Annotated in this window: 12 protein-coding genes and 3 tRNA genes; 7 read left to right on the top strand and 8 right to left on the bottom strand. The window is 59.1% G+C overall.

The annotated features are described in order from the left end of the window. The first annotated feature begins 128 nt into the window (after positions 1 to 128). The 3 genes from Q0799_RS02620 to Q0799_RS02610 all read left to right on the top strand — a co-directional run bounded on the left by Q0799_RS02620 (position 129) and on the right by Q0799_RS02610 (position 399). A tRNA-Ala gene (locus tag Q0799_RS02620) sits at positions 129 to 204 on the top strand. A gap of 31 nt (positions 205 to 235) precedes the next feature. Then, positions 236 to 311, top strand: a tRNA-Glu gene (locus tag Q0799_RS02615). 11 nt (positions 312 to 322) lie between these two features. Then, positions 323 to 399: transfer RNA gene (locus Q0799_RS02610), tRNA-Asp, on the top strand. Positions 400 to 478: 79 nt separating this feature from the next. Here Q0799_RS02610 and Q0799_RS02605 read toward each other — a convergent pair. Further along, entirely contained in the window at positions 479 to 1,402 is a 924-nt protein-coding gene (locus Q0799_RS02605; RefSeq protein ID WP_298393869.1) for a LysR substrate-binding domain-containing protein, read from the bottom strand. A gap of 95 nt (positions 1,403 to 1,497) precedes the next feature. Between Q0799_RS02605 and Q0799_RS02600 the strand changes: the two genes are divergently transcribed. Both Q0799_RS02600 and Q0799_RS02595 read left to right on the top strand, forming a co-directional pair. Then, complete coding sequence (locus Q0799_RS02600; RefSeq protein ID WP_281983549.1) at positions 1,498 to 2,274, top strand: ferredoxin--NADP reductase; 777 nt, start codon at positions 1,498 to 1,500, stop codon at positions 2,272 to 2,274. Positions 2,275 to 2,396: 122 nt separating this feature from the next. After that, a complete protein-coding gene (locus Q0799_RS02595; RefSeq protein WP_298393865.1) occupies positions 2,397 to 2,708 on the top strand; it encodes a hypothetical protein in 312 nt (103 codons plus the stop codon). Positions 2,709 to 2,719: 11 nt separating this feature from the next. Here Q0799_RS02595 and Q0799_RS02590 read toward each other — a convergent pair whose 3' ends face one another. The 7 genes from Q0799_RS02590 to Q0799_RS02560 form a co-directional block, all read right to left on the bottom strand. Next, a complete protein-coding gene (locus Q0799_RS02590; RefSeq protein ID WP_298393862.1) occupies positions 2,720 to 5,392 on the bottom strand; it encodes a cation-transporting P-type ATPase in 2,673 nt (890 codons plus the stop codon). Positions 5,393 to 5,461: 69 nt separating this feature from the next. Beyond that, positions 5,462 to 6,769 (bottom strand): hypothetical protein, encoded by a 1,308-nt coding sequence (locus Q0799_RS02585; RefSeq protein ID WP_298393860.1) that lies wholly within the window; start codon positions 6,767 to 6,769, stop codon positions 5,462 to 5,464. A 160-nt stretch (positions 6,770 to 6,929) separates the two neighbouring features. Continuing rightward, entirely contained in the window at positions 6,930 to 7,706 is a 777-nt protein-coding gene (locus Q0799_RS02580) for a hypothetical protein (RefSeq protein ID WP_298393858.1), read from the bottom strand. A 42-nt stretch (positions 7,707 to 7,748) separates the two neighbouring features. Continuing rightward, positions 7,749 to 8,444 (bottom strand): C39 family peptidase, encoded by a 696-nt coding sequence (locus Q0799_RS02575; protein ID WP_298393856.1) that lies wholly within the window; start codon positions 8,442 to 8,444, stop codon positions 7,749 to 7,751. 66 nt (positions 8,445 to 8,510) lie between these two features. Continuing rightward, positions 8,511 to 9,701, bottom strand: a complete 1,191-nt coding sequence (locus Q0799_RS02570) for a hypothetical protein (RefSeq protein WP_298393854.1) — start codon at positions 9,699 to 9,701, stop codon at positions 8,511 to 8,513. Positions 9,702 to 9,741: 40 nt separating this feature from the next. Continuing rightward, entirely contained in the window at positions 9,742 to 10,359 is a 618-nt protein-coding gene (locus tag Q0799_RS02565) for a hypothetical protein (protein WP_298393853.1), read from the bottom strand. Further along, positions 10,356 to 10,832, bottom strand: a complete 477-nt coding sequence (locus Q0799_RS02560; RefSeq protein ID WP_298393851.1) for a hypothetical protein — start codon at positions 10,830 to 10,832, stop codon at positions 10,356 to 10,358. Before Q0799_RS02560 ends, Q0799_RS02565 begins: the two co-directional genes overlap by 4 nt. Before the next feature lie 700 nt (positions 10,833 to 11,532). Here Q0799_RS02560 and Q0799_RS02555 point away from each other — a divergent pair. Further along, positions 11,533 to 12,267 (top strand): histidine kinase, encoded by a 735-nt coding sequence (locus tag Q0799_RS02555; RefSeq protein ID WP_298393849.1) that lies wholly within the window; start codon positions 11,533 to 11,535, stop codon positions 12,265 to 12,267. After that, positions 12,264 to 12,908, top strand: a complete 645-nt coding sequence (locus tag Q0799_RS02550) for a response regulator transcription factor (protein ID WP_298393847.1) — start codon at positions 12,264 to 12,266, stop codon at positions 12,906 to 12,908. The genes Q0799_RS02555 and Q0799_RS02550 overlap by 4 nt, the downstream gene beginning before the upstream one ends. The last annotated feature ends 141 nt before the right edge of the window (positions 12,909 to 13,049 follow it).

Raw genomic sequence — 13,049 nt, 5'->3', positions numbered from 1 at the left:
TCACGCCGGGGGTCGCGGGTTCGAGCCCCGTCCACTCCGCCAATTTACAAATCCGGTTGATCCGGTTTGTTTTCTGCCAGTCGCGACGGCGACGGCATGAAGCAAAGATTCGGCTGTCTCTCTGAACTGGGGGTATAGCTCAGCTGGGAGAGCGCTTGCATGGCATGCAAGAGGTCAGCGGTTCGATCCCGCTTACCTCCACCAGGCACCGAATCGACAAGTTTGCGTAGTCCGGGTCCCCATCGTCTAGAGGCCTAGGACACTACCCTTTCACGGTAGGTACCGGGGTTCGAATCCCCGTGGGGACGCCAAGCTTTAGCGCGGAGTGGTAGTTCAGTTGGTTAGAATACCGGCCTGTCACGCCGGGGGTCGCGGGTTCGAGCCCCGTCCACTCCGCCAACATACATTAACGCCTTGTAGCATCGTGGGTTCCACGACACTACAAGGCGTTTTGTTTTGAATGACCCCAGCCCCCCCCTCAGCGGATGAAGGGCAAAGCAAGATCGCCTGTACTGCTGGCGCCTGCGCTGGCGGCAAGGCAGGCCTGCCTGAACAGACGACCCGCCGCCCCCGTATTGCGGCGCCGGTGGCTGGCAAAATAAAAATGCCGGCGCAGGTCAAATTGTGGCGTCGGCAGTTCGATCAGGCTGCCTCGCCGGAATGCCTCGCGCAGGGACAAGCGCGACAGGCAACCCAGCCCGAGACCCGACTCGACGGCGCGCTTGATCGCCTCGGTATGCTCCAGTTCCAGGCCCAAGCGGAACTTGCTCATCCGGCTGCCAATACAGCGGTCGAACTGGCTACGCGTTCCCGATCCCGGTTCGCGCAATATCCAGGCGTGCGCCGACAAGGCGGCATTGTCGACCTTGGCGCTACCAGCGAGCACGTGTCCGGGCGCGCAGAAAACCACCAATTCGTCGGCCAGCCAGGGTTCGACCACCAGATCAGGATGAACCACGTCGCCTTCGATCAAGCCGAGATCGCATTCGAAACGCAGCAGGCGCTCAACCACGGTTTCGGAATTGGCGACCTGCAGTTGCACCGGTGATTGCGGATACTGTTTCATGTAGTCGACCACAATCAGCGTTGCCAGGTAGTTGCCGATCGTCAGCGTTGCGCCAACATTCAGCGGCCCCGGCCGCCCGCCAGACAGGTAATCCTCAAGCTCCCGTGCCTGCCCGATCAAGCTCTCGGCCAGCGGCAACAGCCCGCGCCCGGCACTGTTCAGGTGCAGGCTCTTGCCAATCCGGTCGAACAACGGACAGTCGTACAAACCCTCCAGTTCGACCAATGCGCTGCTCGCCGCCGATTGCGACATGGCAAGACGCCCGGCTGCCTGCGAAACATTCTCGCTGCGAGCCACCGCGGCAAAGATTTCCAGTTGACGCAGTGTCAGTCTCATATCGACTCAGTAGATAAGCAATAGCCAAATTATCCGCTTTTGCGTTTATTGCACAACACCTATGCTGAAACCATTGCCTCCCACCGGACCTCACCATGAGCAACTTCAATCACGAAACGGTCATTTCCGTTCACCACTGGAACGACAGCCTATTCAGCTTCCGCACCACGCGTGATCCCGGCCTGCGTTTCACCAACGGACAATTCGTGACCATCGGTCTGGAAGTCAACGGCCGGCCGGTGATGCGTGCCTACAGTGTCGCCAGCGCCAATTACGAAGAACATCTGGAGTTTTTCAGCATCAAGGTACCGGACGGTCGGCTCACCTCACGCCTGCAACACCTGCAACCGGGTGACAAGCTCCTAGTCAGCCGCAAGCCAACCGGCACGCTTGTCCTGCGCGACCTGAAGCCGGGAAAGCGGCTGTTCCTGTTCGCCACCGGCACCGGCCTGGCACCCTTCATGAGCCTGATCCACGATCCGGAAACCTATGAGCGTTTTGACAAGGTGATCCTGATCCACGGCGTCCGCCGGACCAACGAACTGGCCTATCACGACTACATCGAAGAAGATCTCAGGAATCACGAATACCTGGGTGATGAAATCCGCGAAAAACTGATTTACTACCCGACCGTCACCCGCGAGCCGTTCCGCAACGAAGGCCGGCAAACCGAGTTGATCCTTTCCGGCAAGCTGTTCGCAGACATCGGCGAAGCCCCGCTCGACCCAGCCACGGACCGCGGCATGATCTGTGGCAGCCCGGCCATGCTTAAGGAAGTTTCCGCCATGCTCGACGGCTTCGGCTTCAAAATCTCACCGCACATCGGTGAGATGGGTGACTATGTCATCGAACGGGCCTTCGTCGAACAATAGGCAGAAAGAATCGCGCCGTCATCCGCTATTGAGTGCACAACGATTCCCCTCAACTTTCCTGAGAATCACGCGTTAACTCACACAGGGTAATCGTTTCAGACCCTCATCCAAGGAGAGTCACCATGCGTCACTTCACTCCGGACAATATCGACGTCCTTGCCGTATCGGCGATCAGCGCTGCGGCTTACCTTGATGCGTGTGACCAGGGAGACCAGACAACCCAGCTCGACCCACGTTGTTACCAGGCCTGCGGCAAAGTGCTCAGGGAAATATTCTCGATGATCGATCCAGCCATTCACTTTCCGGTCCTGATCGAACAATCTGCTGCCGCCCGCGAAGTTGCCGAATCGCTGCGCATCGGCAAGCTCATCAGCATCAGCCGCCTCGGTTACTACCCTGAACTGAGCATATTGCTGAATCGTGCATCGGTCTGAATCCACGACGCTCAGCGCGTTAGCGGAATTATCGTCAAACGCCCCCTGACCCACTTGCGTGTCTCTTCTGCAAAAGCAAGCAGCAGCGCGAAAGGCAAGGCATAGATCCAGACCTCCAGACCGAGGGGCACGGTGCCGAATGCGAAATTGCCCCACGGGTGGTAAACGATGAACAGCAGAAGTATGGCTTCTACAATCAATGCCACCACCAACAGCCGATTCTCGATCAACGAGAAGCGCCAAGTGGGAAGACCAGGATGGCGACAGACGAATACGTTCGCCATCTGGGCCAGCACGATGGTGAAGAAACAGGCCGTCGTGGCCATCAGGTAAAGCCTGTTGTCCGGCGACAACGTTTGGCCGTACTGCCACCCGCCAAGATGGAGCACATGGAAATACACCGTCAGGGCCCCGAGCGCCTCCAACGGACCAAGGAACAGATAGGCACGAGCCAGCAATGACCACGATAGCAGATGCTCGCCGGGCGGGCGTGGCGGCTTCGACATGACATCGGGACGAGGTTTCTCGGCACCGAGCGCAAGGGCCGGCAGGATGTCGGTACCAAGATCAACTGCCAGAATCTGGATGACGGTGAGCGGCAGGGGAATCTTGAACAGCACGAAAAGCAGGTAGGGAACCAGTTCGGGGATGTTCGACGTCAGGATGTAGGTCAAGAACTTGCGAATGTTCTCAAATACGGCCCTGCCTTCTTCTATGGCATTCACGATGGTTGCGAAATGATCATCCAGGAGCACGATGTCGGCAGCCTCCCTGGCCACATCGGTTCCGGACAATCCCATAGCGATACCAATGTCCGCAGTCTTGAGTGCGGGGGCGTCGTTCACGCCATCCCCGGTGACCGCGACGATTTCTCCCTTCCGCTGCAATGCCTGGACCACCAGCATCTTCTGTTCAGCGGTCACCCGGGCAAAGAGAATCTCCGGTGCATCCAGCGCCTGCTGCAATGCTGCCTGACTCATGTCGCGCATCTTGTCACCGCTCACCACCACCGGATCAGGCCTGCGAATGACATCGATTTGGCGCGCCAGCGCAACGGCCGTGGAAGGATGATCGCCGGTCAGGATGATTACCCTGAGACCGGCCGAATGACATCGGGCGACTGCCTCATGGACATCCTGCCTTGGCGGATCATCCAGACCGATCAAGCCGCACAGTTCAAGTCCACGCTCCTCACAGTTTCGGTCACTGTCATCGGCTGACAAAGGCTTCCAGGCCAACGCCAATACACGCAAACCTCTGGCGGCCATGTCTTCATGCGCGCGGCGGAACATCGCCGCGGCATCGCTATCGAAGCGGCGACTGTGCTCCCCGGCATTCCAGTCGGTACAGAGCGGCATGAGCACTTCCGGTGCCCCCTTGCACCAGAGGAAGCCAGCACCATCGTCAGCCCGGGTGATGACCGACATGCGACGGCGCTCGGCATCGAATGGAATTTCACCGACCCGATGGCCGAGCTCCGGAATCTTGCCGGCAAACTGCCACAGGGCGATTTCCATCGGATCGCCGACAGGTTGCCCATCCACAAATTTCAGGCTGTGGCAAAACCGGGCAACGGCACGAAGATGCAGATCCCGGCTTCGCGGCCAGCGTTTCGACGTGAGTTGATGCTGACCAGCCACGAATGATTCGCGAACGGTCATGCTGTTCTGGGTCAAGGTACCAGTTTTGTCAGTCAGGATGACGCTCGCACTGCCCAAGGTTTCCACAGCCGGCAGATGACGTACCAGTGCATTCCGCCGCGCCATGCGCTGAGTGGCGAGCGCCAATGAAAGGGTAACGGTCGGCAACAGCCCTTCCGGAACGTTCGCGACAATGATGCCGATGGAGAACATCGCGTTCACCCAGAACGGCAAGCCAACAGCCAGTCCGATGAGGAAGAAGAGCGCGCCGAGGATAAGGGCGATCAGTGCAACCAGATGCGATACCCGGCGGATTTCCTTTTGCAGCGGTGACTCGTTGTCCCCGACAGTCTGGGTCAGGTGTGCAATGCGCCCGAACTCGGTGTTCATGCCCGTCGCGTAGACGACAGCACTGCACTCTCCGGCGACGACCAGCGTCCCGGCCAGCAGCAAGCTGCGTGCCGTGAGCGGATCTTTGCCCAGCGGCGAGTCATTTTCTGCGCTGCGCGCCCGCGGCGATGACTCGCCGGTCAGGGTGGCCAGGTTGACGCGAACACCCCAGCCTTCGAGGATGCGGCAGTCGGCAGGCACCTTGGCACCTTCGGTGAGCAGGACAATATCGCCAGGCACCAGATCGCCGGCATCGATATCCTGTACGACGCCACCACGCCGAACCCTCACCCGCTGTGGCAACAACCTGCATAACGCCTGCAGTGCCTGTTCTGCCCGGTAGGCTTGCCAGAAGGAAAAACCTCCGTTGATGACGATGACCATGATGATGGCCAACCCCAGCCTGGCCATCCCTTGACCGGGCTGGTAATGCTCGGCCATGAACGCCAATGCGGCAGCCAGCCAGAGAATGACGGCGAAGAAATGGGTGAACTCCCTGAGCAGGGTCAGCCCGATTGCTTCCCTGGGGGCAGCGGCAATCCGGTTGGTGCCAAATCGCCGGCGCCGGTCACCGACCTCGGTGTCAGCCAGCCCATCCCGACGACTCCCCAGCAAGCGCAAAACCACCTCAGGGGCCTGCTGAGCGACGTTCATGTCCCAACCGCTCATCGGAAGCGACCTCGTTCCGTCAGTCACAAGGTCGCCCCGGCCCCATCGCCAAACTCAGAAACTGTAGGGAAACTTCACCCCGACGCTAAAATTCGGGGCATCGGGTGTCAGACCGATTCCCAGACTGGTGACCATGGTGCTGCGATCGCTCAGCGCATGCGTCAGACCGATGTTGAACGAAGCCGCATTGGCATTGCTACCCACGATGCGGTTCTTGGTACCGCCGTCGGCCTGCGTACTGGCACGCGCCGATAACAACTGGGAAAAAGAGAAACTGAGACTGGACCGTTCGCTCATCGCAAAAGCCATCCCCACGCCCCACTGGAACGAGTCCCCCAATTTGATCCGCCCCGGAACAACCTGCCCCTGAGTCGAACTGATGTCGTCGAAATGGCGTGAAAAATTATGGAAATAGGAAAAATTGGCGAACAGGATTGCCGGGTCAATGGTTTTGACCAGAGACACCCCGGATGACAAGGACCACACGCCATTTCCGGTTGGCAATTCGGTCGGCGTCTTCAAGTTGTTGTTATTTGCGTTATCCACCATCTTGATGCCATACGGATGTTTGCCCGTGGGCCCCTTCAGACGTACATTCCAAACCACATCCGGCAGCGTCGCACTCTCTGCCAGAAGCTTGTAGTACATACCGACATTGATGTCCCCGATGCGCGGCGATCGAGTCACTGTCGCTTCCGACAAGGTGCTGGCACCACCGCCCGCGCCACCGGACTCGTAGGTTGTCTGTCGATAAACCACGGGTACGCTCAAGTCGAACTGGAGGCGGTCGCTGTAGGCGTAGCGCAAGGAAGTGTCCCAGGTCAGTACATTTGCCCTGATGCGATCGACATTGATGTTGCCCAGAAAGATGGCATCAAGTGCCAGAAAACCGTTGAGTGCAAGCTGCCGCGTATTGTAGTGAGAGTAGTTAAGGCCTGTTTCGATCGTGAATTTGCGCGCATCGCCAAAAATCCCGCCACTCTGCTCCTGATAGACCGCCTGGGCGCTGGCGGACTGGGGGGCTTGGCGGATGACCTCCCCATTGCCGGTCGATGAGGGTCGCGAGCCATCGAAATCGGCCTGGGCGGCGCGTGTTTCGGCGGTACGAATCAAGCCCTCACGTCCGCCTCGAGCAGGCCAGTTGCCGACCAGCGGCCAGTTGCTGCCCTGCGGCGCAGTCAACGCCTCCTGCCGGCGCAAGCGTGCCTCCAGTTGGGCCGTGGCCTCCTGCTGAGCCATGTAGCGCTCGGTCAGCGCCTGCAGCTGTTTCTTCAGCGTCGCAAGCTCCGACTCGTCCGCCACAACGGGAGAAACCAACAAAAAGGCGGTCATACCGACCGCCGGGCGAGTCATCCATTTCATGCGTCACTCCAATGGTTATCAAGTCATGAAGATGGTCGTCTCAGGCCATGGAGCGGTCAATCAAACGACATGTTTTTTGTTTTAAAATCATGAACTTGTTGCATCAAACTGACTCCACGATTTACAGTAGTCATGCTCGTGACTACCGTGAATCGGGTAGCTACATTCCTCCGGGCAATGCCAGTCCGCGCAGGTTTGCATAGTTGGCCGAAGACATCCCGCTGCTCGCCGACGGAGCCACCGTCGCCGTCAGACGCAGCTGATTGCTGACGCGGTTCAGGTCGCCGCCAACCACGGTGCTCTGCAGCAACCCGCGGGCGGAAAGCCGCTGGATTGCCCTGCCCTGTCCAGGCACCTCCAGCAGCAGGGAGAGGCTGTTTGGCTCGAGCTTCACCGTGCTGCTGCCTGCACCATCCGAGCGGGAATAGGTCCCCGGGCCATCAACAATGGCATTTCCCTGCTGCGCGCTAGCGGCACGCTGCACGATGTCGATCTGCATGCCATTGCTAACCGCGTTGCCGTCCCCCGCAATCTGGATGCTCTGGGCAACGCCTTGGACCTGATCCATCGCGCCGACTGACGCATGGGATGAGCCACCGGCAGATACGGCAGAAACTGCCTGTCCGGGCGTGGTCACCGTGAGCGTCGGACGCAGCGCGGCATCCACCTGAAGATTGACACCCCCACTGACCAGTGTTCCGTCACCTTTCTGCCATTGACTGAGCATTTCGATGCCGAAGTTAATGATCTGCCCGTCCCTGGCGAAACGCCCGCGCAGCGTTGAGAGTTCCTGCTCATTGACTTCGCTGAAGCGCATGGTGGTGCCCGGCGCGGCCAATGCCAGCCCCGGCGTGACCATCAGGGCAAACACGCATACCCGCTGCAGGGTCCAGAAGCCGGCTGCGGACTGCCAATAAGTTTCAGAATTTTGAGTCATGACATCTCCTGTCTATGTGTGGGAATCACGATCAACGGCATGTCAAAAGAAATCTGCCCGGAGGAAGCCAAAATCGACGAGTTCAACGTCGCTGATCGGCCGCCAGGACTCGGTATCGCGCACGGTCAGACGCTCCCGCGGCCGAAGAAGCGGGGTTTCCCGGTTGTACTGCGGACCGATCACGGCAAACAGGACGCCGTTCCATCCACTGGCAAAGACCTCCCGGTCAATCACCCGGTTTCCCATGGCGGGGTCCCCCAGGTACACCGAATTACCGCTGATCCTGCGTAATACGACAAAGTGCTTGTAGCCCTTGTAGTTGAGCAGCACGATGACCGGCACCCGCACTTCGTTCAGGGCTTCGATACTGATCCGGTACCCCCGGCCGCGCATTCCTATTGACTCGACATAGCGCTTGACGTCGAGTAACGAGAAGCCGAGCCGACGCACCAGCTCCGGATCGGCCACCGCCAGCATCTCGCTGACCACTTGCGGTTCGCTGACATTCATTCCGTAGGCATAGCGCAGAATGGTGGCCAACGCAGCAGCGCCACAACTGAAGTCGGTCTTCTGCTCGACGATATGCTCGAAACGGCGTTCACGCATGCTCATCACCGGCTTGCTGATCATCGTCCCCGGCACGACCAGGGCCAGCCGAACCGGTGCAGCCATGAGCGGACGCCCAGGTAGCAGAAGCGAGAAAAGGACCAGCAGCAACAACGAACGGATCGGGTTCATCAAGGACTCCCAATGACAAAAACACCTGCCTGCCGGGATGCAATCCGGCAGGCAGATGCAGCCGCATTATTCGCCGTTGGTAACGCGGGGAGCTTGGCTAACCGCAATCGCCAGACCGTTGTACTGCTGATTGCCGGTACCGGAGGCGATGTTCACACCGACGTTGCCGGTGGCGTTAACCAGTGCCCCGGAACCCAGCGTAGCCTGGTTGGTGGTCAGCTTGTTGACCGTCAGGACCACCGGGATGCTGCCCGTGACCGAACCGGTCAGCGCCAGATCGCCGGCCTCATTGAAGGACAGCGAGCCACCCGTGCTGCGGTCGTTGGCACGGTCACCCGTCAGACCCGCCGGCTGCGCCCGGTCGTATCCGCCCTGGGTTTGCGTATCCAGATCGAAGTGACCATCGGCCACACCGCCGGGATGGGACCCGCCGGTCCACACATCCGGGTACTGGTCACCCTTCTGGTCGGAAATACCGGCATAAGAGCCCGTCGCAGCAAGACTCAGACGGGTCTCAACCATCTCAACGCGCTGCGAGCTGACCGGGGCGTTGTTCGTGACGTTGTGATCAGACATCTGCTTGACCGTCACCGATGCGTTGGCCAGCCGCGAAACGGCGGTCGATGCTGCCAGATCGTTCTTTTGCTGGTTGTTGGCGCCGGAAGCAATATTCACTCCGATATTGCCGGCTGCATTGGCAAGCGCGCCACCGGCGAGTGTCGAACTGTTCTGGCTACCCAGGTTGCGGACCATGTTGCTCTGACCGTCCTGGCGGGCAGAGACATTGGCTGCCGCGGAGCCGAAGACGAAGCCGGCGTCGGTTGCCGACAAGGCAGCGGCATTGGCTTGCTGGTTGTTGTCGCCCGCCGCGATGTTGATCCCGATGTTACCCGAGCTGCCGGCCGCCGCATTACCGTCAAGTACGGCCGTGTTAGCGGTCTCGGTATTGCTGACTTCGTTGACATAGTTGATCTGCTGATCGCGGATGGTTGCTGCGGCCTCCGAATCGACCGCAATTGCGCCGGTCACATGGACATGACCGCGGGTTTCGATGTCGCGCACCGTCCGGCTCACATTGGTCACGTTGCTGTAACCCGTCGTGACACCGACATCGGCATCCAGATTGAGGTTGGCCGCCGCACTCACCTTCACGTCCTGATTCGGGCTGTGCGGCCGGTCATCGGTGGCCCAGGCCGGGGTGGCCAGCAAGGCAGCGACGGAAACGGCAATCGGGGTGATTTTTTTCAGTTGATGCATGATTTTCTCCTTAGGAGGTGGGTTGGACTACACGAAACAACTAGGGATGGAGATCCGGAACAATCCGGATGCCCAAAAGGTTTGCGGACTGATTGCCCACGCCCGCGGTCTGATTCAGCTGAACGATGCCGCGGGCACCGACAAATGCGTTGTCATCAATCGACACCTGACGTACTTTGGTAGTCGAAGCTTCGACGGCAGCCGGGGAGGGACTCACCGCAACGTTTTCGGACAAGACCCTGTCCGAAAGCACTTCCCCCCCGTGGCCGCGACCAATACTGACCAGGTTTCCCTGCCGATTGCCTGCCCCCGCGACCTGGTTGATGCTCAGCACACCACGCATGGATTGAAAGGCGGCAGCCACATGGGCCTGCATGACGCCATCCGCCCTCACGGGCGCATTCGTGGCGGACTGGTCAAGCAACACCGAAGCATCAATGGATGCGCTGTCACTGTTCCCAGCGAATGCGCGCAGGTTTGCCTGCTGGTTGTCATCACCCGCCGCCTGGTTGACCGCGATCACTCCGTGCGCCTGGTTCAGGGCGGCATGACCGATCACGGCGGTACTCAGCGCACTCCCCGTCTCTGCTGCTGCCATTGAGGAAACAAGCGACAAGGTGATCAGCAAAGCATGAGCACGAACGAGCCGGGCATTCATTGCTTTGCCGCCTTCATCATGACGATCAGACGAAGCATGGCGCCAGTCACCGCCCGCCCAGCAGCCGCACCGCTGGCGCCGGTCACACCGGCAACGCCGCCGACTCGTTGACCGGATTGCGGCATGGCACCGAGCAAGGCCGCACCGGTCGTGAGCATTCCCTGCTGTCTTTCGGCATCCGTCAAAGCCTGATGTCCGGTGACCAGGCTGGCAAAATCCCCGTCGCCCAGTTCGCGAGCGACCAGGTTGTCGCGATCCGTCGAAATACCCAGTGAGCTGACAATCTGTGTCCGGGGTGACGCTTCCACGGCGACCGTCCGACCCGGCTCCCCGGCACGGGTCGCCGTACGAGCCGGTACCTCGCGCAGCACAATGATCTCGCCGGCGTCGGCATACAGCGCACCCGACATCGAGGAAAGCCCCAACGGCAACAACCAGAGCGCACCTGACCTTCTCATGGATAGCTTGTTCATACGTTTCTCCTAATGCCGGTAGTTGACCTGCACGGCATCGAAACCACGATCCCTGCCAGCTCGATTCGTAGCTGGCGGAGTACAACAGCGGCGCTCATCCCATAAAATCACTGCCACGGGAACAGTGACATCGCTGCCCAGGCCTCGAAAACCGGCAAGCTGCCCATCATCGACTGACGGAAGTAGCGGCCAAGGCGTATCGGCAACCACCGCTGTCGCCTGGACGGTAACCGTCACCTCGGGAATGAGTTCGACACCGTCCTCCTCTGCCGTCGCGCTAATGGGTAGCAACGGGTGGACAGCCATCAGCACTGAGATCGCGGCATTCCGGACCTTTTGGCTTAAGGCTGGTTTTCGCACTGTGTGCATCATGTCCTTGCTGCTCCCATGGCTGTTGGCTGTCCAGCCTTGCTACAGCACCCCGCATGCCAGAACACTCAAGCAATTGATTTGATTGCAGTTACGCTTGAGCCGTCGGCATTTGCCATCAGCACCTGTAAAACGCAGATAACACTCAGGGGGCCAAAGGGGGCTTTATGGCAGACAGAAAATGAACAGCGGCCGAGCGCCGGCTGAAAATAATTACCGGTTTCCGTGTAAAGCCAGTTTCTGGCCAGATTGCTAACATTGCCCCCAAGCTCAGACGGCATCAGGGAATTGCCGCCCTGGCATTTTTTTCTTCTCGACAAAACTCCTGTTCATGCAGACAGCCAGCGTCGTAAAGCAGATGAAACAGATACCGGAGCATGCATTTCTTGAAGATGGCACAGCAGGTCTGCCGTCGAATGTCTGCCTGTTGTACGAGGAACAGGCACGCCAGAATTTTGCGCGAACCATTCACGACGACCTGGGGCAATTGCTGGCGGTCATCAAGATCAAACTTTCACTTCTCGATCAGAAAATCGATCAACACGAGTCCCGAGTCATGGTGCGTGAAATCGATCAACTGATCGACCAGGTCAACCAATCCCTGATCCAGGCCATCAAGCAGATCTATCCATTACCGTTGCACACAACTGTGCTCATGGAAGGTCTCGAATACCTGGCTGCAGAGTTCGCAAAAAAACACGGCATTGCGGTACACATCAACGATGACGGCATGGCGAAGCCCCTTGATGAAACAACCCGCCTGGTTCTCTTCAGCGCGGTTTACGAACTGCTCATCAATGCGACCCGCCATGCCCAGACCAGCGCAATCGAAATCGATTGCCTGCTGGAAGGCAGTTCATTAACCATCGCCGTCACCGATTTCGGCTCCGGCTTCAAGCCCTGCGACAAACCCGGGGCGCACGGGGGGTTACACAAGATTCGCAAATACATCGAACATCTGGGCGGGAAGATGTGCATTGACAGCAGGCCGGACGACAGAACCACCGTTGCGCTATCGGCGCCGTTAAACTTCATGGACATCAAGCTGGCGACCAACAATTCATGAGCATTCGTATCCTGCTGGTCGACGACCACCAAATTCTTCGCGATGCACTTCGGCTGGTACTCGAACGCGAACCGGACCTCGTCCTTGTCGGCGAGGCCCCGGACGGTGAAAGCGCCTTGTGTATGGTCGACGAATGCCGGCCCGACGTCATCGTGATGGATATCTCCACCCCCGGCATGGGGGGGATCGAGGCGACCCGTCGCCTGATGCGCAACAATCCGACTCACAAGATCGTCGCCCTATCCACTTTTTCCGAGCGCCGGATCGTTGCCCAAATGCTCGACGCCGGGGCCATGGCTTATGTTGTCAAGTCAGCCGGTCGCGATGAGTTGCTGCGTGCCATCCGCAGCGTTGCGCAGAACCGCCTTTACCTGTGCCCCGAGGTTTCGGCGCTCGCCATCGAAAGCATTGTGGGCCGCAAGTCCTTTGAAAAACCTCGTAGCGACAAACTGGGACGCCGCGAACAAGAAGTCCTGCAGCTCCTGGCCGAGGGAAAAAGCTCTCCCGAGATCGCAGCCACGCTGTACATCGCCACCAGTACCGTGGAAGTCCATCGCCGCAACATCATGCGCAAGCTGGATCTGCACAGTGTCGCCGAACTCACCAAGTACGCCATCCGCAGCGGCCTGACATCCACCTGACCTTCGTCGCATCGCGGAATCAGGGTAATTCAGCGAAAGTCAAATACTGCGAAACCACTAGGCAAAATAGCCTGACGCCGGTATTCGAGGCAACTTGCCGTCTTGGCTAGAGTATCCATGAAGTCGAATCACATCGAACAG

The organism is uncultured Azonexus sp. (assembly GCF_937982035.1).
Taxonomy (GTDB): domain Bacteria; phylum Pseudomonadota; class Gammaproteobacteria; order Burkholderiales; family Rhodocyclaceae; genus Azonexus.
Note: the sequence above shows the minus strand (reverse complement) of the source record. Positions and strands in the feature narration are given on the sequence as shown.